Source organism: Streptomyces sp. NPDC093094 (assembly GCF_044754345.1).
In the GTDB taxonomy this organism is placed as follows: domain Bacteria; phylum Actinomycetota; class Actinomycetes; order Streptomycetales; family Streptomycetaceae; genus Streptomyces.
This window is the reverse complement of sequence record NZ_JBIVOX010000010.1, coordinates 1-23,507: the sequence shown is the minus strand read 5'-3', so window position 1 is coordinate 23,507 and position 23,507 is coordinate 1. Positions and strand designations below refer to the sequence as shown.

Annotated in this window: 15 protein-coding genes; 9 read left to right on the top strand and 6 right to left on the bottom strand. The window is 72.2% G+C overall.

Going from position 1 to position 23,507, the window contains the following annotated elements; genetic code table 11:
- Nucleotides 1-20 precede the first annotated feature (20 nt).
- The 4 genes from ACIQGV_RS22355 to ACIQGV_RS22340 all read left to right on the top strand — a co-directional run bounded on the left by ACIQGV_RS22355 (nt 21) and on the right by ACIQGV_RS22340 (nt 3,859).
- Nucleotides 21-1,688, top strand: a complete 1,668-nt coding sequence (locus ACIQGV_RS22355; RefSeq protein WP_402496817.1) for a sodium:solute symporter family protein — start codon at nt 21-23, stop codon at nt 1,686-1,688.
- 20 nt (nt 1,689-1,708) lie between these two features.
- A complete protein-coding gene (locus tag ACIQGV_RS22350; protein ID WP_402496816.1) occupies nt 1,709-2,029 on the top strand; it encodes a hypothetical protein in 321 nt (106 codons plus the stop codon).
- Between the two features lie 277 nt (nt 2,030-2,306).
- A complete protein-coding gene (locus tag ACIQGV_RS22345; RefSeq protein ID WP_402496815.1) occupies nt 2,307-3,029 on the top strand; it encodes a FadR/GntR family transcriptional regulator in 723 nt (240 codons plus the stop codon).
- Nucleotides 3,026-3,859 carry a sterol desaturase family protein gene (locus ACIQGV_RS22340; protein ID WP_402496814.1) on the top strand — a complete coding sequence of 278 codons (834 nt, stop codon included), beginning with the start codon at nt 3,026-3,028 and terminating at the stop codon, nt 3,857-3,859. Before ACIQGV_RS22345 ends, ACIQGV_RS22340 begins: the two co-directional genes overlap by 4 nt.
- Nucleotides 3,860-3,923: 64 nt before the next feature.
- Here the strand turns inward: ACIQGV_RS22340 and meaB are convergent, their stop codons facing one another.
- The 4 genes from meaB to ACIQGV_RS22320 form a co-directional block, all read right to left on the bottom strand.
- Nucleotides 3,924-4,901 carry a methylmalonyl Co-A mutase-associated GTPase MeaB gene (gene meaB, locus ACIQGV_RS22335; protein ID WP_402496813.1) on the bottom strand — a complete coding sequence of 326 codons (978 nt, stop codon included), beginning with the start codon at nt 4,899-4,901 and terminating at the stop codon, nt 3,924-3,926.
- Between the two features lie 8 nt (nt 4,902-4,909).
- Nucleotides 4,910-7,084 carry a methylmalonyl-CoA mutase gene (gene scpA, locus ACIQGV_RS22330; RefSeq protein WP_402496812.1) on the bottom strand — a complete coding sequence of 725 codons (2,175 nt, stop codon included), beginning with the start codon at nt 7,082-7,084 and terminating at the stop codon, nt 4,910-4,912.
- Nucleotides 7,084-8,901 carry a methylmalonyl-CoA mutase family protein gene (locus ACIQGV_RS22325; protein ID WP_402496811.1) on the bottom strand — a complete coding sequence of 606 codons (1,818 nt, stop codon included), beginning with the start codon at nt 8,899-8,901 and terminating at the stop codon, nt 7,084-7,086. The genes scpA and ACIQGV_RS22325 overlap by 1 nt, the downstream gene beginning before the upstream one ends.
- A 61-nt stretch (nt 8,902-8,962) precedes the next feature.
- Nucleotides 8,963-10,048: a hypothetical protein gene (locus tag ACIQGV_RS22320; protein WP_402496810.1), complete on the bottom strand. Its 1,086-nt coding sequence runs from the start codon at nt 10,046-10,048 to the stop codon at nt 8,963-8,965.
- Between the two features lie 241 nt (nt 10,049-10,289).
- Here ACIQGV_RS22320 and ACIQGV_RS22315 point away from each other — a divergent pair, with 241 nt between their 5' ends.
- Both ACIQGV_RS22315 and ACIQGV_RS22310 read left to right on the top strand, forming a co-directional pair.
- Entirely contained in the window at nt 10,290-12,245 is a 1,956-nt protein-coding gene (locus ACIQGV_RS22315; RefSeq protein ID WP_402496809.1) for an APC family permease, read from the top strand.
- Between the two features lie 229 nt (nt 12,246-12,474).
- On the top strand, nt 12,475-13,437 hold the full coding sequence (locus ACIQGV_RS22310) for a helix-turn-helix domain-containing protein (protein ID WP_402496808.1): 963 nt from the start codon (nt 12,475-12,477) through the stop codon (nt 13,435-13,437).
- A 54-nt stretch (nt 13,438-13,491) separates the two neighbouring features.
- Here ACIQGV_RS22310 and ACIQGV_RS22305 read toward each other — a convergent pair whose 3' ends face one another.
- Both ACIQGV_RS22305 and ACIQGV_RS22300 read right to left on the bottom strand, forming a co-directional pair.
- A complete protein-coding gene (locus ACIQGV_RS22305; protein ID WP_402496807.1) occupies nt 13,492-15,333 on the bottom strand; it encodes an N-acetylmuramoyl-L-alanine amidase in 1,842 nt (613 codons plus the stop codon).
- 77 nt (nt 15,334-15,410) lie between these two features.
- Complete coding sequence (locus ACIQGV_RS22300) at nt 15,411-17,348, bottom strand: PhoX family protein (RefSeq protein WP_402496806.1); 1,938 nt, start codon at nt 17,346-17,348, stop codon at nt 15,411-15,413.
- A 784-nt stretch (nt 17,349-18,132) separates the two neighbouring features.
- On the opposite strand from ACIQGV_RS22300, the gene ACIQGV_RS22295 reads away from it, so the two are divergent.
- The 3 genes from ACIQGV_RS22295 to ACIQGV_RS22285 all read left to right on the top strand — a co-directional run bounded on the left by ACIQGV_RS22295 (nt 18,133) and on the right by ACIQGV_RS22285 (nt 22,967).
- The gene (locus tag ACIQGV_RS22295) at nt 18,133-19,572 is read left to right on the top strand and encodes a hypothetical protein (protein WP_402496805.1); all 1,440 of its coding nucleotides are present in this window, start codon (nt 18,133-18,135) and stop codon (nt 19,570-19,572) included.
- A complete protein-coding gene (locus ACIQGV_RS22290) occupies nt 19,569-20,720 on the top strand; it encodes an ARPP-2 domain-containing protein (RefSeq protein ID WP_402496804.1) in 1,152 nt (383 codons plus the stop codon). Before ACIQGV_RS22295 ends, ACIQGV_RS22290 begins: the two co-directional genes overlap by 4 nt.
- A 189-nt stretch (nt 20,721-20,909) precedes the next feature.
- Nucleotides 20,910-22,967 carry a glycosyl hydrolase family 28-related protein gene (locus ACIQGV_RS22285; protein ID WP_402496803.1) on the top strand — a complete coding sequence of 686 codons (2,058 nt, stop codon included), beginning with the start codon at nt 20,910-20,912 and terminating at the stop codon, nt 22,965-22,967.
- Nucleotides 22,968-23,507 lie beyond the last annotated feature (540 nt).

Genomic DNA, 23,507 nt, shown 5'->3' with positions numbered 1-23,507 from the left:
GGCGACGAAGTGAGTTCCCCATGCAACTGGCCGCGGAGCTGCGGCTCCCCACCAACTGGCTCGACTACACGATCCTGGCGATCTACTTCGCCGTGGTCCTGGGCATCGGCTTCGCCGCCCGGGCCAGCGTGAGAACCAGCCTCGACTTCTTCCTCTCGGGCCGGTCGCTGCCGGCCTGGGTCACCGGGCTGGCGTTCGTCGCCGCCAACCTCGGCGCCACCGAGATCCTCGGCATGGCGGCGACGGGCGCCCAGTACGGCGTGGCGGTCGTGCACTGGTACTGGATCGGCGCCATCCCCGCGATGGTCTTCCTGGGCCTCGTGATGATGCCCTTCTACTACGGCTCCAAGGTCCGCTCGGTGCCGGAGTTCCTGCTCCAGCGCTTCGACCGCTCCGCGCACCTGCTCAGCTCGGTGCTGTTCGCCTTCGCGGCGATCCTCATCGCGGGCGTCAACCTCTACGCCCTGTCGATCGTCGTCGAGGCGCTCCTCGGCTGGCCGCAGTGGGTCTCCATCGTCGTCGCGGGCTTCTTCGTCCTTGCGTACATCACCGTCGGCGGTCTGTCCTCGGCGATCTACAACGAGGTGCTCCAGTTCTTCGTCATCCTCGCCGCGCTCATCCCGCTGACGATCCTCGGCCTCAAGCGCGTCGGCGGCTGGGACGGACTGACCGGCTCGCTGGAGAAGCGGCACGGACCGGACTTCCTGTCCGCCTGGGGCGGCACCGGCATCGGTGACCCCAACCCGCTCGGCGCCAACTGGCTGACCATCGTCCTCGGCCTCGGGTTCGTCCTCTCCTTCGGCTACTGGACGACCAACTTCGCCGAGGTGCAGCGCGCCCTGTCCGCCAAGAACCTCTCCGCGGCCCGGCGCACCCCGCTCATCGCCGCGTTCCCCAAGATCTTCATCGTGTTCGTGGTGATGATCCCCGGCTTGGTCGCCGCCGGCCTCGTCCCGGACATCGGCGCGGACGGCTCCGGACTGACCTACAACGACGCGATCCCGCTGCTCATGCAGGAACTGCTGCCGAACGGTGTGCTCGGCATAGCCGTGACCGGTCTGCTGGCCGCGTTCATGGCGGGCATGGCCGCGAACGTCTCGTCCTTCAACACCGTCTTCACCGCCGACATCTGGGCCAAGTACGTCGTCAAGGACCGCGACGACGGCTACTACCTCCGGTTCGGCCGCCTCATCACCGCCATCGGCGTCGTCGCCTCCATCGGCACCGCGTTCCTGGCCGCCAGCTTCTCCAACATCATGGGGTACCTCCAGACGCTGTTCTCCTTCTTCAACGTGCCGATGTTCGTCGTCTTCATCATCGGCATGTTCTGGAAGCGCGCCTCCGTCAAGTCCGGCTTCTGGGGCCTGATCGCGGGCACCGTCGCGGCGATGGTGAACTACTTCGTCGTCTACAAGCAGGGCGTCATCGACATCCCCACCGACCAGGGCGCCAACTTCGTCTCGGCCATCGTCGGCTTCGTCGCCGGCGCGGTGGTCATGGTCGCCGTCACCCTGTTCACGGCCCCCAAGCCCGAGGCGGAACTGGCCGGGCTGGTCTACGGCACGAGGTCGCCCGGCATGGACGAGGCACCGTCCGAGGGCGACGACGCCTGGTACCGCAGGCCCGCCCTGCTCGGCTGGGGAGCCGTCGTCCTGGCCGCCCTGTGCTACCTGCCGTACTCCTTCTGACCGATCGGAGGCACCCATCCATGTCCGAACTGCAGCGTGAAGTCTCCGAGCTGGAGGGCAGGTCGGCCACGGCCGCCCGGCTCTTCGACATCCGGCGGATCATCGGCGGCCTGTTCACCCTCTACGGCGTGATCGTGACCCTCGCGGGCGTCACGGCCGACGACGCGGACCTCGACAAGGCCGTCGGCGTCAACATCAATCTCTGGACGGGTCTGGGCATGCTCGCCCTCGGGCTGTTCTTCCTGGGGTGGCTGTGGCTCCGCCCGACGGCACCGCCCCCGCCCGGCGCCGAGGACGAGACCGCCGAGGACGCCGCCGGGCCCGGCACCCCGCGGGACTGACCCGCGAACTCCGCATCCGGGCACCCCGGTCGCCCGTCCGGCCGGCGGGGCGCGGCGACGCAGGCGCCGCCCCCGCCGTCCGGCACGTCCGGCCGCGGCTCTCCGGAGAGCCCGGAAGCGCAGACGGCCCGTGATCGGGGGGACGGCCGGTGGCCCGCAAGGGAGGCAGCCCGTAAGGGAGTCGGCCCGTAAGGGAGAGGGCCCGTAAGGGAGACGGCCCGGAAAACACTGGTCCAACCAGTTGACCAGTGCCGGTGCGTGCCCCACTCTGATCGCCATGACGCAGCAGCCCCTGCGGCGCGAGGCGGTCTCCGACCAGCTCCACGCCGTGCTCCGCGACCGGATCCTGAGCGGCGCCCTTCCCGCCGGCGCACCCCTCACCGCGGAACGTGAGCTGGCGGCCGAGTTCGGGGTCAACCGGCACGCCGTGCGCGAGGCCGTCAAACGCCTCCAGCAGGCCCGCCTCGTCGAGGTGAGCCACGGTGGCCGCACCCTCGTCCTCGACTGGCGGCGCACCGCGGGCCTCGACCTCGCCGTCGGCATCGCCCGGGCCGCGGACGGCCCCGCCCTGCCCGACCTGACGCGCGACGCACTGGAGATGAGGGCCTGCATCGGCGCCGACGCGGCACGGCTGTGCGCCGTGCGCTGCTCGCGCGCGACCGCGGACGCCGTCGCCCGGGCCGCCGAACGCTACGCCCGGGCCGCGCCCGACCTGGCCGCCCTCGGCGAGACCGACATCGCCTGGTGGCGCCTGATCGTCGAGGGCTCCGGCAACCTGGCCTATCTGCTCGCCTTCAACAGCCTCGTCGGCGGCACCCTCGCGGCCGGCGAGGTCCCGATGATCCTGCGCACCGCCGAACTCCTCGACGTAGGAGCCCACTTGAGGCTCGCCGCCCATATCGCGGCCCGCGAGGCGGACGCCGCCGAACGGCTCGCCCGCGGGCTGCTCGGCCGCAGCGTCCCGGCCGCCGCACCGCAGCGGACGGAGGAGCCGCGATGATCCCCGCCGTGGTGTACGCGATACCCGCGTTCGTCCTCCTGGTCGTCGTGGAAGCCCTCTCCTACCGCTTCCTCCCCGACGACGACGAACGCGGCTACGAGCTGCGCGACACCGTCACCAGCATGTCGATGGGCGCCGGCAGCCAGGTGATCGGCCTGCCGTGGAAGGCCGTCGCGGTCCTCGCCTACGCCGCCTGCCACACCCTCGTCCCCTGGCACCTGTCACCGGGGTCCGGGTGGACCTGGGTCCTGCTGTTCTTCGCGGACGACCTGGCGTACTACGCCTTCCACCGCGCCCATCACCGCGTACGGGTGCTGTGGGCGAGCCATGTCGTCCACCACTCCAGCGTCCGCTTCAACCTGTCGACGGCCCTGCGGCAGAGCTGGACACCGATGACGACCCTGCCGTTCTGGCTGCCCCTGGCCCTGCTCGGCATCCCGCCCTGGATGATCCTGCTCCAGCAGTCCTTCAGCCTCGTCTACCAGTTCTTCCTGCACACCGAACGCGTGGACAGACTGCCGCGCCCCGTGGAGTGGTTCTTCAACACCCCGTCCCACCACCGCGTCCACCACGCCTCGAACGACGTCTACCTGGACCGCAACTACGGCGGTGTCCTCATCGTCTGGGACCGTCTCTGCGGCACCTTCGAGCCCGAGGGCGAGCGGGTGGTGTACGGCCTGACGAAGAACATCACGACCTACAACCCCGTACGCGTGGCCTTCCACGAGTACGCCGCCGTCTGGCGCGATGTGAGGGCGGCCCGGCGCTGGCGCGACCGGGTCGGCCACCTCGTGGGGCCGCCCGGCTGGGAACCGGGGGCGAAGGGCTGACCCGGGCGCGGGCGCCGCCCGGTGCGACGCCCGCGTCCATGCCTTCGTCCCGCCCCGGTGTCCGTCAGCCCCCGAACGCGCCGAGGATGCGCTCGGCCGCGAGCGTCGGTGTCAACCGGCCGTCCCTGACCTGCTGCTCGATGTCCGGGGTGAGCGCACGGACCGCCGGATCGGCGTGCAGCCGCGTGAGGAGTTCGTCGCGGACCATCGTCCAGGCCCAGTCGACCTGCTGCTCACGGCGCCGGGCGTCGAGACGGCCGGCCGCGTCGAGGAGCGAGCGGTGCTTCTCCAGGCGTTCCCACACCTCGTCCAGACCGGTGGACTCGCGGGCGCTGCAACTGAGCACCGGCGGCGTCCAGACGGCCTCGCGGCCGTGCATCAGCCGCAGCGCGCCCGCGAGTTCACGGGCGGCCGCACGGGCGTCGGCCGTGTGCGGGCCGTCCGCCTTGTTCACCGCCACCACGTCCGCGAGCTCCAGGACACCCTTCTTGATGCCCTGCAGCTGGTCGCCCGTCCGTGCCAGGGTGAGCAGGAGGAAGGAGTCGACCATGTCCGCCACGGCCGTCTCCGACTGGCCGACGCCGACCGTCTCCACCAGCACGACGTCGTAGCCGGCCGCCTCCATCACCACCATCGACTCGCGGGTCGCCTTGGCGACCCCGCCGAGCGTGCCGGCGCTGGGGGAGGGCCGCACGAACGCCGCCGGGTCGACCGCGAGCCGTTCCATCCGGGTCTTGTCACCGAGGATCGAGCCCCCGGTCCGGGTGGAGGACGGGTCGACGGCGAGCACCGCCACCCGGTGCCCCAGCCCGGTGAGCATCGTGCCGAAGGCGTCGATGAACGTGGACTTGCCCACGCCCGGCACCCCGCTGATGCCGATCCGCCGGGCCCGGCCGCTGTGCGGCAGCAGCCGGGTCAGCAGCTCCTGGGCGAGAGCGCGGTGGGCCGGACGGGTCGACTCCACCAGGGTGATGGCGCGCGCCACGAGAGCGCGCCTGCCGTCCCGTACGCCCTTCTCGTACGCGTCGAGATCGATGGCCATGCCGCGCGCTACTGACCGTGGCCCAGGTCGGCCGCCAGCCGGCGCACCAGATCCGCGGCCGCGTCCGGGATCACCGTGCCGGGCGGGAAGACGGCCGCGGCGCCCATCTCCAGCAGGGTGGGCACGTCCTGGGGCGGGATGACACCGCCGACCACGATCATGATGTCCTCCCGGCCCTCCGCGGCCAGCTCGTCCCGCAGGGCGGGGACGAGCGTGAGGTGGCCCGCCGCCAGCGACGAGACGCCCACGATGTGCACGTCCGCCTCGACGGCCTGCCGGGCCACCTCGCCCGGCGTCTGGAACAGCGGGCCGACGTCGACGTCGAAGCCCAGGTCGGCGAAGGCGGTCGCGATGACCTTCTGGCCGCGGTCGTGGCCGTCCTGGCCCATCTTGGCGACCAGGATGCGCGGACGGCGGCCCTCGGCCTCCTCGAACTCGTCCACGAGCGTACGGGTGGAGTCGACGGTGGGTGACTCGCCTGCTTCGTTGCGGTACACGCCGGAGATCGTACGGATCTGGCCGGAGTGACGTCCGTACACCTTCTCCAGTGCGTCCGAGATCTCACCCACGGTGGCCTTCGCGCGCGCGGCCCGCACGGCGAGTTCCAGGAGGTTGCCCTCGCCGCCCGCGGCCCGGGTGAGGTCCTCGAGCGAGTCCTGGCAGGCCCGCTCGTCGCGCTCCTCACGCAGCCGCCGCAGCTTGTCGATCTGCTGGGCGCGCACCGAGGAGTTGTCGACCTTGAGGACCTCGATCTGCTCGTCGCCGTCCACGCGGTACTTGTTGACGCCGATGACCGGCTGGCGGCCGGAGTCGATGCGGGCCTGGGTGCGGGCCGCGGCCTCCTCGATGCGCAGCTTGGGAATGCCCGCGTCGATGGCCTTGGCCATGCCGCCGGCCGCCTCGACCTCCTGGATGTGCTGCCAGGCCCGGCGTGCCAGGTCGTACGTCAGCCGCTCGACGTACGCGCTGCCGCCCCAGGGGTCGATGACCCGGGTGGTGCCGGACTCCTGCTGGATCAGCAGCTGGGTGTTGCGGGCGATGCGCGCCGAGAAGTCGGTCGGCAGCGCCAGCGCCTCGTCCAGGGCGTTGGTGTGCAGCGACTGGGTGTGGCCCTGGGTCGCCGCCATCGCCTCGACACACGTGCGCGTGACGTTGTTGAAGACGTCCTGGGCGGTGAGCGACCAGCCGGAGGTCTGCGAATGGGTGCGCAGCGACAGCGACTTGGAGTTCTTCGGGTCGAACTCCTTGACCAGCTTCGCCCACAGCAGCCGCGCGGCGCGCAGCTTGGCGACCTCCATGAAGAAGTTCATGCCGATCGCCCAGAAGAACGACAGGCGGGGCGCGAACGCGTCCACGTCCAGGCCCGCCTCCCGGCCGGCCCGGATGTACTCCACGCCGTCCGCGAGGGTGTACGCCAGCTCCAGGTCGGCCGTCGCGCCGGCTTCCTGGATGTGGTAGCCCGAGATGGAGATGGAGTTGTAGCGGGGCATGTTCCGAGAGGTGAAGGCGAAGATGTCGGAGATGATCCGCATCGACGGCTTCGGCGGGTAGATGTAGGTGTTGCGGACCATGAACTCCTTGAGGATGTCGTTCTGGATGGTCCCCGCGAGCTTGTCGGCGGACACACCCTGTTCCTCGGCGGCCACGATGTACAGCGCCAGCACCGGCAGGACGGCGCCGTTCATCGTCATCGACACCGACATCCGGTCCAGCGGGATGCCGTCGAACAGCTGACGCATGTCGTAGATCGAGTCGATCGCCACACCCGCCATGCCGACGTCGCCCGTCACCCGCGGGTGATCGCTGTCGTAGCCGCGGTGCGTGGGCAGGTCGAAGGCGACCGACAGGCCCTTCTGGCCGGCCGCGAGGTTGCGGCGGTAGAAGGCGTTCGACTCCTCGGCGGTGGAGAAACCCGCGTACTGGCGGATCGTCCACGGCTGGTTGACGTACATCGTCGGGTACGGTCCGCGCAGATACGGCGCCGTGCCCGGGTACGTGCCGAGGAAGTCCACGTCCTTGAGGTCACCCTGGGTGTACAGCGGCTTGACCGCGATGCCCTCCGGGGTCTCCCAGAGCGGGTCCGCACCGCCGGACGCCCGCTTCATGGCGTCGCGCCAGTCCTCCAGGCTGCCGTCGGGGGACGCGGACGCGAGGTCGATCCCGGTGAAATCGGGGATTCCCATCAGGACACTCCCATGCGGTCGAGGGCGGCGGAGAGGACGGCGACCGCGTCGCATCCGGTGAAGACGTAGGAGCCGACACCCGGGTACGAGCCGGGACGGCCGGCCAGCGACACATGGCGGGCGCCCGCGGCGGCCAGGGCCGCGGCCTCCGACCCGGCCCGCTCCTCGTACAGGGCGTCGCTGGAGCACAGGCACGCCTCGGTGGCGCCGCTGTCCGCGAAGGAGCCCTCGGTGACGGGCTCGATGCCGCCGGCCTGGAAGAGGTTGGCGGCGAAGGTGAGCCGCGCCGTGTGCGCGGCGGCGGGTCCGAGCGCGGCCAGATAGACGCGCGGCCGGGCACCGGTCGCCGCGAGATGGGCGTCGGACCGGGCGCGCAGCGCCTCGAACGCCTCGTCGCGGCGGACCCGCGGCAGGCCGCCGCCGGGCTCGGCCGGGGCGGGCTCGCGGACGACCGGCTTCTCCCCGAGGTGCGGGAACTCGCTCACGCCCGTGACGGGCTCGCGCCGCTTGGCGAGGGCCTTGGACCGCTCGGCCCACGTCGCCGACAGCCGCTCCCCGGTCCACCCGGAACGCAGTGCCGCCGCCTGACCGCCCGCACGCTCGGTCTCCTGGAAGAACTCCCAGCCCGCGCGGGCGAGTTCGTCGGTCAGCGACTCCACGTACCAGGAGCCGCCGGCCGGGTCGACGACCCGTGCCAGGTGCGACTCCTCGATGAGGATCGTGGAGGTGTTGCGGGCGATGCGCCGCGCGAAGGCGTCGGGCAGACCCAGTGCGTGGTCGAAGGGGTGGACGGTCACCGACTCGGCGCCGCCCACACCGGCCGCGAGGGTCGCGACCGTCGTGCGCAGCATGTTCACCCAGGGGTCGCGGACGGTCATCATCACCGGTGAGGTGACCGCGTGCTGGAGCTGCGCCCCGGCGGCCGGCGCCCCGCACGCCTCGGCCACCCGTGCCCACAGACGACGTGCCGCACGCAGCTTGGCGACGGTGAGGAACTGGTCGGCGGTGGCCGCGTAGCGGAACTCCAGCTGCCCCAGGGCCTGCTCGACGGTCAGTCCGCCGTCGGTGAGCGCCCGCAGATAGGCCACACCGGTGGCGAGCGAGGCGCCCAGCTCCTGCGCGGCCGAACCGCCGGCCTCGTGGTACGGCAGGGCGTCCACGGTCAGGGCCCGCAGCCCGGGGTACGTCTGCGTACAGCGCCGCGCGAGACCGACGGTGACGGGGAGACCGTCCTCGTCGTACGCGGACCCCGTGCGTGCCTGTGTGCCGAGCGGGTCGGCGCCGAGGTTGCCGCGCACCGCCTCGGGAGCCACGCCCCTGCGGCCGTGGACCGCGAGGAGTTCCTCCGCGGCGGCGGCGGTCTCGTGGCCGGCGTCCAGGACGACCGGGGCCAGGTCCAGGTACACGTCCTTCAGGACCCGGCCCAGTTCGGCCACCGGGATGCCGCCCTGCCCCACGCCCAGCCACAGCGACGTGACGCCGTTCTCCAGGTCCGTGAGGACGGCCTCGGGGTCGGCGGCCGTGTGCCGCTGCCGCACGTCCCAGCCGCCCGCCGTGTTGCCCTCGGGCCGTCCGGCACGGACGAACGGGGCGAAGCCGGGCAGGCCGGGATCGGGCGCGCCGTCGGCGGCCGTATAGAGGGGACGGGCGCGCAGGCCGTCCTCCAGCGCCGTGGACAGGGCCTTCTCGGCCTCGGTCCCGGGTACGTCCTTGCCCGACCTGCTCAGCACGCCTGCCACGAGGCGCTGCCACTGCGCATGGGTCGCTGCGGGGAATTCGGCGGCCAGTGAGAGGCCGTCGTCAGGCAGCACAGTCATGATCGGATGCTAGCCAGCGACTCATCGGAGCAGCAGGGTGATCCTCTGTGACATATCCCTCTCAGCACCAGCGGGTGTGCCGGCAGACACTCCAGCCGTCGCCGTCCGAGCCGCCCGACGAGCCGCCGGATCCGGAGGAGTCGCCCGGCCGACCGTCCGGGAACAGCCGGGTGCGATCGTGCTGGTCAGGGTAGGGGTCCAGGTAGTCGGGGTCCCCGTCGTCGTCACGGTCCGACAGGCGGGCGTCGCTGCCGCGGTCCGGCTCCGGGCAGCCGTTCCCGGGTGACGACAGGAAGAGCTTCACGAGGTACACGTCGTCCGTGACGGGATCGCCCCCGGCCGGATCCTGGACGCAGACCCGCCAGTCGTCGTACTCGCCCTCGACCGGCAGTGTGTCGTTCCTGTAGGCGGTGTCGGCGCGCAGCAGGTCCTCGGGAACGCCCGCGGCGACCACCTCCGCCACCGCGGCGGGCCAGGCCGTCCCCACCACGTCGGGCATGACCGGCCAGGGCACCGCCTCGCCGTCGGCCGGCGGGCAGGGTTCGTCCCGGTCCACGGCGGCGAAGTCGACCGTCGGCTCCTCGGGGGTGCCGCCGGTCCGCTGGAAGCACACCTTCCACAGCGAGCGGTGCGTCACCGCGCGCTTCTGGTCCGAGGCGTCGTGGTAGTCGACGGTGAAGCCCCTGCGGACGGACTTGGGGAAGGCGAGGTCCAGCGACTTGCCGGTGAAGTCGGGCAGGGTCGGCATCGTCGCCTCGGGTGCCGACGGCGAGGGCAGTGCGAAGAGGCTCGCGGTGGGGGCCGGGGTGGTCCGTGCCGAGCCCGCGGCCGGCTGCGGGTCCTTCGCGGGCTGGTCCGGGACCACGGCGTTGAACAGCCCCAGCGCCGCGACGGAGGCGACGAACCGGACCGGCTTGGGCCAGGAGCTGGGGTACCAGAGCAGCACCAGGGCGAACAGCAGCACCACCGCGCCCAGCCTGTCGTTCACCAGCCCCACCAGGGGCACTGCGACGACGGCCCCGACGCGGGCGGCGTTCGTCCGCCACCAGGGAAGCGGCGCCGGGGAGGCGGGGGGTTCGTGCTGCGGGGAGCCGGACATGGCGGTGCCGTGCCTTTCGAGCAGGTGTGCGAGAAGATCATTGCGCATCGTATGCGGAACATGGACTCGCATTTACCTCTGGCCTGCTGAAACGCCCCCGTCCTGGCCGACGGGCCTCCGCCCTTCATCGGGCGCCCCTTCTCGGGTCCCCCTGTCGGCCGAGGCGTCGGCCGTCCGGGTGCCTGATCACGTGTCCCGGCCGCGCGGACCGGGAGCGGACGGCCGGGACGTGAACACCGGGCCCGGCCACTTCGCCGCCCACAGGACGGAGAGGCCGGAGGGAGAGGACGTGTCGCAGAGGTCGAGCACTTTCGCGGGCGGGCGGGACGGGCAGGGCGGGCAGGGCGGAGACGACTCCGTCGAGCTCGGCGGCCACCGGCAGGAACTCAGAAGGACACTCGGCTCCTTCCAGGTGTTCGCGATCTCGTTCGTGTTCATCTCCGTGGCGGTCGGCATCTTCGGCATCTTCGGCACCTTCGACGAGGTGCTGCGCTCCTCGGGACCGGTGGGGATCTGGCTGTGGCCGGTGGCGGCGCTGGGGCAGACCCTGGTCGCGCTGGTGGTCGCCCGGTTCGCCGCCCGGATCCCGCTCAGCGGCTCGTCCTGCCAGTGGGCCTCGCGGCTGAGCAGCACCCGGGTCGGCCGGTGGTCCGGCCGGCTGACCTTCTGCTACCCGGCCATCGCGGTGGTCGCCATCGACGACGCGCCGGCCGGCCAGGCGTTCATGCCGTTGCTCGACATGAAACCCGACGAGGACGTCGCGCGCATGATCACGCTGGTGGTGCTGCTGGTCCAGGCCCTGCCGGCCATCGCCTCCACGCGGCTGGTCAGCTGGATCGACTCCGCCGCGGTCGGACTGGAACCGGCACTCGTCGTGGTGGTGGCGATCGCGCTCGTCGTCGTGGCGGCCACCGACGACGGGGACGCCGCCGACCTCGCCTCGCGCGGCGTCACCGAGAACGCCCCGGACCACTTCGCGATCGGCGGCGGTCTGATGATCGCGATGATCATGGGTCTCGCCACGCTCGTCGGCTTCGGCTCCGCGGCGAACCTCGCGGAGGAGACCCGCGACCCCCACCGCAGCGTCCCCCGGGCGATCGTGGGGTCGGTGGCCGCGGCCGGACTGCTCGGCATGCTCTTCCTGATCACCCTCACCGTCGCGATCGAGGACGTCTCCGCCGTCACCGCCGACGGCTCCCCGGTCGCGGCGATCATGCGGCAGCAGCTCGGCTCCGTCGCGGAGAGCGTGCTGCTGGTCCTGATCACCTTCGCGTTCTTCGGCGCCGGGATCGTGGTGATGGTCTCGTGCTCACGGCTCGTCCACGCGATGGCGCGCGACGGGCGGTTCCCCGCGCACCGTGTGATGCGCCGGGTCGACCCCAGGACCCGGACGCCCGTCCCGGCGACGGTCCTGATCCTCGCTCCGGGGGTGGCCCTGATGGTCGTGCTGCCCGGAGAGGCGCTGCTGGAGCTGATCACCGCCTCGACGATCCTGCCCGCCCTCATCCACGGCTCCACGATCGTCCTCTGTATCGCGGTCCGCGGGCGACTGAGCCGCCAGGAGGGCGCGTTCGATCTTGGGCGCCTCGAACTGCCTGTCGCCGTCTGCGCGTTGACGTGGACGCTCGTCGCCCTGTTCGTCCTGGTCTCCCCGCCGGAGGCGCTCACCTCCGTGGTCGTCGTGGCCGGACTGCTGGTCCTGGGCGGTGTGTTCTTCGCCGGCATGCTGATGTTCGACCGGCAGGCGCCGGAGAACGAGCCGGGCGACGTGGAGGCTTTCAGGAAGCAGGTCCGCACACCGCCGCCCGGCCGGTCCGGTGTCAGCAGAACTCCTCGACGTACAGCAGGACCCGGCCGTCCTCGGAGCGGAAGTCGTACGCCCGGTACCTGCCCGGTCCGGGTGCCGCCGGCTCGTCCTCGATCAGGGCCCGGACCTCCTCGCGCCCGTCCGCCGCAACGGGCCGCAGCACCTCCCCGGCTCCCTCCCCGACGATCACCGCGTCCGCGTCGCGCACGAGCCGTCCGGCCGGCCGGACCGCCAGCGGTCCCCGGCTCCTCGTCCACAGCACGCCCCGCTCGTCGACGAGTTCGCCCGCGCTCGCGGGAGAGAGCAGGCCGGCCGCCGGATCGGAGCCCTCCGCCGGCTCCAGGGAGGCCACCACGTCGGCGAAGGTCCTGCCGGATGTCCGCTTCCTGGGCATGCGGCCAGTCTGACAGAGGCCACCGCCCTGCTGTGAGCCGGTGAACTTCACCACGTCCGCGCAGGGTCCGCCCACCGGGTGAGTATGGTGACCGTCGGTGATCGAGGGTGAGGGGCGGCCACGCGGAATCCGGCACCGGTGCCGGAGAACTACCGCCTCGGCGGGGAACTGTCGTACCTTCACGCGATGGACGGGCGGTGAGCCCGCGCGATTCAGTCACAGGGGGACATGAACGTGAGCAAGGCGGACCCGGTCAGACGGGTTCAGGGGGACATGACGAAGGACCGGCAGGAGGACCCGGCGGACGTCTCGCCCAGGGACCGACTGGCGGCCGAACTCAGGAGAATCAAGGAAGAATCGCAGCTGAGCTTCGAGCGGCTGGCCGCTCGGACCAACTACAGCCGGTCCTCCCTGGAGAGGTTCCTCAACGGCAAGCAGCTTCCGACAGCGGTCGCTGTCGAGCAACTGGCGGCAGTGACCCGGGAGGACCCGGCCCCGCTGCTCGATCTGCTGTCCCGGGCGACGGCGCAGACGGGCGCGAGCGACGCGGTCCCGCCGGGCGGGCAGGCACACACAGTGACACCGCCTCCCGGCGAGCCGGAAGTCTCCGGCACCCGTACCGAGGCCCCGCCGCCCCTCGGCGCGCCTCGGCGGCACGGGTCCGGCTGGCGGCGCAGGACCGTCGTCGCCGGCTATGTGCTGGGCGGCGCTCTGGCCGGGTCGCTCCTCACCGGTCTGCTCATGGACTCGTCGGCGACGTCCGGCGAGCCGGACGGCAAGGGCGCCCGGCAGTCGTCCGCGTCGTCCGCGTCCGGGGAGGGCGCGGACGACGCGGCGCGCGTCGCCGGCGACAAGGAGCCCGTGCCACCGGAGAACGTCAAGGTCAAGTGCAGGTCCGACACCTGCCTCAGGCACGACCCGCAGGCGATGGAGTGCCAGTGGGACGCGACGACGGCCCGGGAGACGTGGCTGCGGGGGATGCACATCGAGCTCCGGTACAGCCGCGCCTGCCAGGCGGTGTGGGGGCGCATCGAAGCCGGGACCGTCGGTGACAAGGTGATCATCAGGGACGGCCGTGCGTTCGACCTGGACGCCACCATCAGGTTCGAGCACGACACGTACACCAAGATGCTCGCCGTCTCCAAGGAGACGCCTCTGAGCTCCATCTCCATCTGCGGAGTGATTCCCCGGCAGAAGCAGATGGAGTGTGTTCCCCACGCCAAGGTGTCGCCCTAGACCGGCAGGTGCCGGGGGCCGCTCCGTCCGGAGCGCCCCCCGTGCCCGGTGTCCTCAGAACCTGCCCTGGTTCAGGGCGGTCTGCAGTGCCCTCACCGTGGCCGGACCCCAGACGCCGTCGACGGTGAGGCCCGCACCGGTCATGGCGTTGAGGAAGCTCTGCAGCGCCCTGTAGGTGGCGGGTCCGGTGGCGCCGTCCTCGACGAGCCCGGCGTTCCCCCAGACGTTCAGATGGTGCTGCAGGGCCCGCTTGGACTCCGTCCCCCACTGGCCGTCCACGGTGACACCGATCGCCCGCTGGGTGGCCATGACGGTCAGGGTGCCGAAACTGCCGTCGACGGTGAGACCCGCGCCGTCGTCGATGTACGCGAAGTACGCGGACTCGGTGCCCGGCCCCCACAGCCCGTCGGCCGTGACGCCGACCCTGCCCTGCAGCCACTTCACCCCCGCGGCCGTCTGCGGCCCCCAGAGTCCGTCGACCGTCAGGGCCGGGCTGTACCCCAGCGAGTTGACCGCGTCCTGCTGCGAGCCGACCGAACGCACGGACGTCATGCCGCCGCCGGCGGAGCCGCCTCCGCTGTAGGCCGTGTACGCGGATTCGGTGGCGGGCCCCCACAGTCCGTCGGCCGTGACGCCGACCCTGCCCTGCAGCCACTTCACCCCCGCGGCGGTCAGCGGCCCCCAGAGTCCGTCGACCGTCAGGGCCGGGCTGTGGCCGAGGGAGTTGACGGCCTGCTGCTGGGCGGCCACCGACCGGACCTGCGTCATGCCGCCGCCGGCGGATCCGCTGGAGTCGGAGGGCGGGAGGTCGTCCCCCGACCCCCAGTCCAGGCCACGGACCGCGGCCACCATGCCGCCGCGGACCCAGGCACGCAGCATCGCTCCGGGACAGTCGGTGGAGTTGCCGGGGAGCCCGCCGTGGTAGGTCTTCTCCAGGGTGCGGCCGGTCATGTCGACCGCCGTCTCGTACAGCGTGCGGATCGCGGACAGGGCGATGTCCGTGGCGTCGCCGTCCTCTCCGATGAAGCACACGCCGATGTGGCTGACGTTGGATCCGGTGGCGTGGGCGCCCTGCACGTGCCAGCCCCGGCCCTCGAAGATGCGGCCGCTCGCGTCGACCAGGAAGTTGTACCCGATGTCGGACCAACCCCGGGAATCCATGTGGTAGTTCTGGATCTGCCGGACCGTCTGCGTCGTCGGGCCGTCCGAGTAGTGCACGGTGAAGCCCGTGCGGGCACTCAGATCCACCCGTGTGACCTCCTTGGGCGGACGCGCTCCCCACGCGCTGCGCGGATAGAGGTACAGCAGGTCGTCGTCCGGGCCGCCCCCGGTGCCCCCGCCCGCTACGACGAAAGAGCCGCCCTGGACGTACGGGTAGAGATTTCCCGGGCAGTGGGTCTGGGACGTACGCACATCCCGGTGCCCCAGGATCGAGGGACCCGCGTCACGCTCGTTCTGGAGGTGGCCGCACAGGTCCCGGAAAGCCGTGGCCATCGCCGGGGTGACCGGGTCGTCGGAGCCGATCAGCCCCATCACGGCGTAGTAGTTGCTGTTCGCGCCGGGTACGTCCGTGCCGTTGGCGGCTGACCGCCGCCGGTACCCGCGTCCCTCGTAGACGCTGCCGTGCTTGCAGACGAGGAAGTTGTAGGGGATGTCGTCGTACTCGGGCTCCTTCAGCTTGATCTGCACCGCGATGCCTTCGACGATGTTGTAGTACATCGAGTCGCTCTGGATCTTCCGCACCAGCGCGGCGCAGTCGCTGTGGGATTCGACGGCGACATGTCCGGCGCCCTCATGATGCACGACGATGCCGCCGAGCCACGGTGCGAAGGGAAGCGGATCGGTCTTCTTGGGCGGCTTGGCGCCCCATGAGGCGCGCGAGATGATGGCGACCATCTGGTTCTCCCGGGTTCGTTCGGCTGAGCTGGGCTGCCTGCCCGTGGCGGGCGCGGTGTCGTGCGGGGGCGGGGCCGTCAGGCGGCCCCGATCACGCCCCCGTCCTCGCGCCGCACCACGAGCACGGCCGAACGCGGCCGGCCCTGGGGGTCGTGGTCGGGCCAGTTGCTCACCGCCCGGGGATCGTCGTCGGTGGGCGCTCCCCAGGCCGCGGTGCGCTCGCCCGGGTGCTGGACGGTGACGAACAGGGCACGGCGGTCGGGCGTGGCGACCACACCGGTGATCTCGGCTCCGCGCGGCCCCGTCAGGAAGCGGCGGATCTCCCCGGTGGCCGGGTCCGCGGCCAGCAACGCGTTGTTGCCCAGGTTCTCGTGGCCCGTCCCCGCCCGGTTCTGGTCGTGCCCCGAGACACCGGTCCCGATCCACAGCCGCCCGTCGGCGTCGAACGACAGCCCCTTGGGCGAAGCGAACATGCCGGCGGCGTCCAGCACGACCTGCTCGTCATGGGCCGGGTCGCCGGCGAGCACGAAGACGTCCCAGCGGAACCCGGGCGCCGCGCCGTCGCCCTCGTCCTCCCGCCACCGCACGATGTGCCCGTACGGGTTGCGGGCGCGCGGGGAGGCCGGGGACCCCGCGGTGTCCGCACCATGGACGCAGCGGGCCCGCCCCGGGCTGTTGGCGAGTGCGCAGAAGACGGTCCCGTCGCCGGGGCGCACAGAGGTCTGCTGGGGCCGGTCCAGCGGGGTCGCGCCGAGGGCGTCCGCAGCCTGTCTGGCCCGCAGCACCACGTCGGCCTGGTCCGTCCAGCCGTTCTGCCGCGTCAGCGGGCCCTGACCGTGCGTCAGCGGAAGCCAGCGTCCGGTGCCGTCGTCCTCGAACCGGGCGACGTACAGCGTGCCGTGGTCCAGGGGACTGCGGCCCCGGGCGCGCATCCGCCGCCACCCGTCCTCGCTCACGAACTTGTAGAGGTAGCCGCCGTTCTCGTCGTCACCGCTGTAGACGACCGCCCGGCCCGCGGACTCGGTCACCGTGGCGCCGACGTGCCGGAAGCGGCCCAGCGCGGTGCGTTTCACGGGCGTCGCCTGCGGCACCCGCGGGTCGATCTCCACGACCCAGCCGAACCGGTTGACCTCGTTGCCGTTCACCGCGAGGTCGAAGCGCTCGTCGGCCCGGTGCCAGCCGTGTCCGTGGCCGCGGGCGCTGACGCCGTAGCGCTTCTGTGCGCGCGTCGGCCTCCAGGAGGCGCTGTCGGTACCGAAGTAGCCGACGGCGTTCTCCTCGCCGCTCAGGAAGGTCCCCCACGGGGTCACGCCGTGCGCGCTGTTGCCGAGCGTGCCCACGGCGGGCCTGCCCGTCCGCAGCGCCGGGTGGCCGGCGTCGAGCGGTCCGGAGAAGGTGACGGGGGTGGTGCCGGTGACGCGCACGTTGCGGGGCGAGTCGACGAGCGTCCAGTCGCCGCCGCTCTCGCGCACCTCCAGCACACTGAGGCCGTGCGCGGCGAGGGCCTTGTCGACCTGGGCCCTGGTCACCCGGGTTCCGGCACGGCCGTGCAGGAGGGAGGCGTCGGTGTACTCGTGGGTGACGACGAGGGTGCCGTGCCGGTCGGTCCGCGAGTCCGTGTCGCCGGGGAAGAAGTGCACGCCGCCGTGGTGGGACCCGACCTGACGGGCCTGCTCCGCGGCGGAGTTGCCGCCGTCGGCCCGCCATGCGGGACCGCTCGCCCGTACGGGCTGCCCCCAGGGTGCGAGCACGCCCACCCGGTACCCCGGAGGGACGGCCACGGTGTCCGCGGTGCCCGGCGGAACGGCCTCGAACCCCAGCAGGCCCTGTGCCGCGCGGCGCGCGCCCGCCCGCGGAGCGGCGGAGGCGGGGGCGGGGGAGGACAGGCCCATGAAGGCGGCGAGGGCGAGCGCGCCTCCCGTCACGACCTGACGGCGCGACAGGCCCGTGGCCACCACGCCGTCGGACGAACGGCCCCGTGCCGTCTGCGGGTGTGGAAGATCGTGATCTGGCATGTTCGCCACCCAGGGAAGGTCGGCCCGCCGGGGCGGGGTGCTGTGCAGGGACGAGGAAGCGCGCACCGCCGACGTCCGCGACGCGCACCGGTGCCCACCGGTGCGGACCGGTCGTGGGGGGTGCGGGAGAGACAGCCGGAGACGGCGACGGCACGAACCTAGATCGCCTCGTGCGTCCCCCTCCACCGGGAGGCGTCCCGTACCGTCCCGGCGCCGTCCCGGGATCCGGCAGCCGCGGGAGAGGAAGCCTCCGCCGAGGGGGACACCGCGGCCGTCCGTGTCCGGCGGCCGTGCGGGACGTCCCGCACGCTGTCCCGGATCGTGCCGTCGTCGCAGGTCCGGGCGGCCCTCGATCGTCCTGGGACGTCTCGGCGAGGCGTGGGACGGTGTGCCGGGCAGGCGCTGGCAGGCTCCTCCCACGCCGCCGGAGAGGCCGTGACGACAACCCGGCCCGTGCGACGGCACGCCACGTTCAGCCCCTCACCCGCGGTGCGGACCGCACGGACGTCCCCCGCGCCGCTCACGCGTACGAGGAACTCCTCCGCGCGTACGCACCGCCGCCCCGGCCGCGGTCGCCCCCGCCGCCCCGGGCCTGCTCCCGACGGCCCCGTCGACCGCGGACAGACGGGGGGAAAGTCGGTGGAGGGCCTGCGGCCCGGGCTGTTACGGTCCCGGAGCCGGCCGCGGGACTTCGGCGCGACTTCCGGAACCTGCCTGTAAAGCAATGATTCGCAGCTCGTGCCCCCATTCCCCGGCCGGCATCCGCACCTCGGGGGAGATCGGGATGGACACGTACGGAGACCTCATCGCCGCCGACGACGTGCTGCTCTTCGTCAACGCGGCGATCACCTCCACCGGCCAGCGCGAGTTCCACGACGACGCGGGCGAGCAGCGGCTGTCCCTGGACTTCCTCCACGCGTACATGCTGGGCAACTACCGCGACCTGTACGCCGGGGTACTCGCCCTCGACATCAACGACCACAACGCGGCCCTCATCGTCCGGCGGCTGCTGGAGACCAGCGGTGAGGCCACCGCCGGGCAGCGCCGCAGCGAGGGCCGGCTGATCGCGGCCCGTCTGGCGACGCTGCCGCCGCAGCGCGTGTACGGACTGTTCGACGCCCTGCGCCGGGCCGGGGTGAACAACCGCCGCACCCGCGCGATCATGCGCGACTGGCTGTCCGCCCGGCCGGACCTCGCCTTCGACGCCGTGAAGTACCGCGGCGCCCTCAAGCGGGCCCTGCGCCATGCCCATCTGACCCCGGCCGGCGAGGAGTTGGGGGCGTTCCTGTTCGCGCCGCGGACCCGGACGCGCTACGCGACACCCCTCCTGGAGACATGGCGCCGCGCCCACCACGAGCAGGTTGCGCTGTACGGGCTGCCCCTCACGGTGGCCGAGGGCTTCGCCGCCCGGCACGGCATCCGCCGGGACGCCTTCCTGGAGCGCATGGCCCCGCGGATGACCCGCCTGGAGACCCTGCGCCTGCAGGAGTCCGCCCAGCGGCACGGCATCACCGGCGTGCCCGCGGACCTGACCCGCATGCCGCTGACCCGGCTGGCCACGTACGTGCTCGCACTGCCCGTCGAGGACCGGGTGCGCCGACGCGCCGAGCTGACCCGCGCCCTGGAGTCGGCGGCCGGCCGGGTGGCCGGTGCGCACCGGGGGAGCTGGGGCAGGGTCACCGCCGTCCTGGACGACAGCTTCTCCGCCTTCGGTTCGGTCCACAAGCGCCGGCGCCCGCTGGCCGTGGCCCTCGCCTGCCACCATCTGCTCGCGGCCCTCGCCGGCGACTACACCGCACTGTGGACCTCCGGCCGGACCGACGCACTGCTGGCCCACCCGTACGGGCCGACGCCGCTGGGCCGAAGGATCCTCGACGCCCTGGACACCGAGCCCGCCAGGCTGGTGATCGTCTCCGACGGATGGGACAACGCGCCTCCCGGCCTCGCCGCCGAGGTGCTGCGCGTGTGGCGGACCCGGCTCGACCCCGGGCGCCGCACCGGCGTGGTCCATCTCAACCCCGTGTACGACGCGGCCGGCTTCGACGTACGACGGCTGTCCCCGGCCGTCCCCACCGCGGGTGTCCGTGACGCCGAGGACCTGCCCGCCCTGGTCGAACTCGCCCAGTTCGCGGAGGGCCGGACGGGCCTGTCCGAACTGACCGCCTACATGGATTCCCGTGCTGCCCGTCTGACGGGCGCACACCGCCAGGAGCACACACCATGACCGCACCGGACCTGACCGGCCTGGCCACCCGCCCCTCCCAGGTCTGGGGCGCCGTCCGGCTGGTGCCGCTCGTGCGCGAGGAGCCCGTCGAGGATCTCCGGCTGGGCGCGCGGCTGTACGGCGGCGCGGCCGGTCTCGTCGAGGTCGGACCGCGCCACGCCTACGTCTCCTACATCCCGCACGGATTCGTCGCCACGTGGACCGACGACGGCACGCCCGCGGCCGCCTACGGCACCCAGCTCTCCGCCGGCACCGACGCGGCCCCGGCCGCCGCCATGGGTCTGGCCTTCCACCGTCGGACGGCCCGCCGCGAGGCCAGGGACCGGCTGCGGTTCCTTCCCCTGCACCTGGCGCTGGAGGGCTATCTGGCGCTGCACTTCGGCGGCCCCACCATCGCCTGGGAGGAGTGGTCGCAGCGCGCGATCCGCCAGGGGCTCTCCCCCCGGGCCGAGGAGGCGTACCTGGGCGCCGAGGTGCGCGGACTCGCCGACGCGCTGCGGGTCTTCGAGATCCACCCGGGCCAGTGCGGTGTGCTGGTGTACGTCGCCGACGCGCTCGCCGCGGCGTTCGCCGTCCCGCATCCCGACGACTACCGAGCCCTGCACCCGACGCTCGTACAGGACCTGTACGGCGAGCTGATCCACCACTACGCGACGCTGATGCCGCCGGTGCCGGACTTCCGGGCCCGTCTGGCCGGCCCGGGGATCCGCTCGCTGGCCGATCTGCGCACGGCCGTCGCCGGGCAGGAACACGCGTGGGTGCGTTTCCACGACTCGGCCATGGCGGCCGGCCTGCTGGAGCACGCGTACACCTGGCAGCAGGTGTACCGGCTGGGACGCTTCACGCTCTCCCGCTTCCTGCCGCGGTTCCGTCCCAAGCAGGAGAACCACATCGGTGAGGCCATCACCGACGACGCGGGCAGGACCGTCTACCTCAAGACGTTCCGGCTGTCGGAGAACCAGGTCCGGCGCGGCCATCTCCTGAGCCGACTCGCCGCCCACGACTGGCACCTGGCGGACACCGCGGACGAACTGGGGCTCGACGAGGCCCAGCTGGGACTGCGGCTGGAGGCCGCGGGCTTCGGCCATCTGCTTCGGCAGGACGTCCTGGACGCCTACCGCAGGCGGCGACGGAACAGGGCCGGGTGAGCACCGGGCAGCGAACCTGCCGACGCAAAAACTCTTTCATCTGATGCATTTAGGTAGCAGGAGCACGGAAATTCCTGCATACGTCTTGTGGGCCAGGTCGCGCGAGTCCTACTGTCGCGTGACTCCGCCGGCGTGCCGTTCCGCCCGCGCGAGCCCTCAGTGACACCTCTTGAGAGAAACGAGCATCCGATGTCACGGAGCTTCACAGGAGCTGCTGCGAGAAGACCGGGCCTGCCGCTGCGCGGGCCCGCCCTGGTGCTGGCCGCGGTGACCGCGGCGGGCGGGCTCGGCGCCCCCGCCTCCGCGGCGGGCTCCGCCCCGGCAGCCCCCGCCGCACCGGCGGTCACCCGGGCGGGCCTCGCCCCGTCGCTGGTCGCGGGCCGTGGCGCGGACCTGGGCCTCGCCGAGCAGGAGGCGGAGTCCGCCGCCACCACCGGCACGGTCATCGGCCCGGACCGCACCGCCTACACCCTGCCCGCCGAGGCGTCCGGCCGCTCCGCGGTGAAGCTGGCGAAGGGGGAGTACGTCGAGTTCACCCTGCCCTCCGCGGCCAACGCGATCACCGTGCGCTACAGCATCCCGGACGCGCCGGGCGGCGGCGGGACCACCGCGCCCCTCGATGTCGCGGTGAACGGCAAGAAGCGCACCACCATGACGCTGACCTCGCAGTACTCATGGCTGTACAACCAGTACCCGTTCACCGACGACCCCCGTGCGGACCTGCTCCATCCCGACTGGTGGATCACCGAGTGCGCCTGTGTGCCCAGCGGGACGACTCCCGCGCCGCAGATCACCAAGCCGTTCCGGGCGAACCACTTCTACGACGAGCAGCGTCTGCTGCTGGGCCGTACCTACAAGGCCGGTGACAGGATCCGGCTGTCGGTCCCGGCCCGGTCCGCGGCCGCCTGGACGGTCGTCGATCTGCTCGAGTCGCAGCTCGTGGCCGAGCCGCATGTGAACCTTGCCGCCGCGAACGTACTGGCCTTCGGCGCCGACCCGACGGGACGGCGGGAGTCCGCGGACGCCTTCGACCGCGCCATCGCCTTCGCCCGGCGGGCCCGTCTGAAGGTGTACATCCCGCCGGGCACCTACCAGGTCAACCGGCACATCGTCGTCGACGACGTCACGATCGAGGGCGCCGGCAGCTGGTACACCGTGGTGAAGGGCCGCCAGGTCGACCTCCCCGCCCCCGCGCCCGACGGCTCGGTGCACACCGGTGTCGGCTTCTACGGCAGGAGCGCCGCCGAGGGCGGCAGCCGCAACGTCCATCTCTCCGGCTTCGCGATCGAGGGCGACGTCCGCGAACGCATCGACACCGACCAGGTCAACGGCATCGGCGGGTCGCTCAGCGACTCCTCCGTCCGCGGCCTCTACATCCACCACACCAAGGTGGGCATGTGGTTCGACGGCCCGATGAAGAACTTCACCGCGACCGACAACGTCATCACCGACCAGATCGCGGACGGCCTGAACTTCCACACCGGCGTGACCGACTCCGTCGTACGCAACAATCTCATCCGTAACTCGGGCGACGACGGCCTCGCCATGTGGGCCGAGAAGACGAGCAACGCCCGCAACACCTTCGACCACAACACCGTGCAGTCGCCCGTACTGGCGAACGGCATCGCGGTCTACGGCGGCACCGACAACACCGTCTCGAACAACCTGATCGCCGATCCGGTCCGCGAGGGCAGCGCGATCCACGTCGGCGCCCGCTTCGGCGCCGAGCCGTTCGCCGGACACCTGTGGATCAAGGACAACACCACGGTCCGGGCGGGCACGTACGAGCTGAACTGGAGGATCGGCCTGGGGGCGATCTGGTTCTCCGCCCTGGACAGGAGCATCGACGCCGACATCAGGGTGACCGGGGACCACTACCTCGACAGCACCTACAACGCGATCATGCTGGTCACCGACTGGCCGGTGAAGGACCTGTACAAGATCGAGAACGTCCGTTTCAAGGACGTCCGCGTCGACGGGACCGGTACCTCGGTGGTCAGCGCCCGGGCGGCCGGGGGCGCCACGTTCGAGAACGTCGACGCCCGCAACGTGGGCGCGGTCGGCGTCAACAACTGCGGCTCGTTCCACTTCACGCCGTCCGGGTCGGAGTTCTCCCTGACCGACCTCGGCGGCAACGACGGGGGCGGCACCGCAGGGCCCTGGCTGGGGTCCTGGCTGCTGCCCAACACCATCACCTGCGACGACCGTCCGCCGGTCGTCCGGCCGCCGGCGCCGTCGCCCTGGTGACACCGCCCGGCAGCGTCCGGTGAACCACTGACGAGCACCGCCGAGGGCGGCGTCCGGGCCGAGCCCGCACGCCGCCCTCCACGGCGTTCCACGCCTCCGGACCGCGAGGTCTTTGCGTCGGCGATCCCGAGGGGTCGCGCAGCCCCTGAAGGCCCCCACGGGGCCGGCCGGCGAGCAGGGCCCGGCGACCGTGCCGCCCCGCCGACGCGCCTCAGGGCGGTCCTGAAGCCCTTGCGAGGGCCGCTCCCGAGCAGCCCTGGGCGCGAGGCCGCCCGCAAGGCAGTTCACGCCCAGCCGACTCAACTTTGTCGAGCAATTACGAAATCGGCGCGATATCTTGCGTTCACTTGTTGGGGATGGTTGAGTGAGCCGCGCCCCAACAACGCACCTGCGATGGGGCGACCTCCACGTTCATGCGCTCCACGTTCATGCCCGAAGGGGACCACCCATGAGAAGTGCCCGGCTTCGCCGCAGCCGTCGTGCCGCCGCAGTCACTGTCGTCTCCGCCCTGACGCTGACCGCGCTCGCGGCCTGCGGCAC

Excerpts from the sequence above, each read along its gene's own strand:
- ACIQGV_RS22300 (WP_402496806.1), bottom strand. The coding sequence starts at position 17,348 with ATGCCAGATCACGATCTTCCACACCCGCAGACGGCACGGGGCCGTTCG.
- ACIQGV_RS22350 (WP_402496816.1), top strand. The coding sequence starts at position 1,709 with ATGTCCGAACTGCAGCGTGAAGTCTCCGAGCTGGAGGGCAGGTCGGCC.
- ACIQGV_RS22340 (WP_402496814.1), top strand. The coding sequence starts at position 3,026 with ATGATCCCCGCCGTGGTGTACGCGATACCCGCGTTCGTCCTCCTGGTC.
- ACIQGV_RS22290 (WP_402496804.1), top strand. The coding sequence starts at position 19,569 with ATGACCGCACCGGACCTGACCGGCCTGGCCACCCGCCCCTCCCAGGTC.
- ACIQGV_RS22325 (WP_402496811.1), bottom strand. The coding sequence starts at position 8,901 with ATGACTGTGCTGCCTGACGACGGCCTCTCACTGGCCGCCGAATTCCCC.
- ACIQGV_RS22310 (WP_402496808.1), top strand. The coding sequence starts at position 12,475 with ATGACGAAGGACCGGCAGGAGGACCCGGCGGACGTCTCGCCCAGGGAC.
- ACIQGV_RS22295 (WP_402496805.1), top strand. The coding sequence starts at position 18,133 with ATGGACACGTACGGAGACCTCATCGCCGCCGACGACGTGCTGCTCTTC.
- ACIQGV_RS22320 (WP_402496810.1), bottom strand. The coding sequence starts at position 10,048 with ATGCGCAATGATCTTCTCGCACACCTGCTCGAAAGGCACGGCACCGCC.
- ACIQGV_RS22345 (WP_402496815.1), top strand. The coding sequence starts at position 2,307 with ATGACGCAGCAGCCCCTGCGGCGCGAGGCGGTCTCCGACCAGCTCCAC.
- ACIQGV_RS22305 (WP_402496807.1), bottom strand. The coding sequence starts at position 15,333 with ATGGTCGCCATCATCTCGCGCGCCTCATGGGGCGCCAAGCCGCCCAAG.
- ACIQGV_RS22355 (WP_402496817.1), top strand. The coding sequence starts at position 21 with ATGCAACTGGCCGCGGAGCTGCGGCTCCCCACCAACTGGCTCGACTAC.
- meaB (WP_402496813.1), bottom strand. The coding sequence starts at position 4,901 with ATGGCCATCGATCTCGACGCGTACGAGAAGGGCGTACGGGACGGCAGG.
- scpA (WP_402496812.1), bottom strand. The coding sequence starts at position 7,084 with ATGGGAATCCCCGATTTCACCGGGATCGACCTCGCGTCCGCGTCCCCC.
- ACIQGV_RS22285 (WP_402496803.1), top strand. The coding sequence starts at position 20,910 with ATGTCACGGAGCTTCACAGGAGCTGCTGCGAGAAGACCGGGCCTGCCG.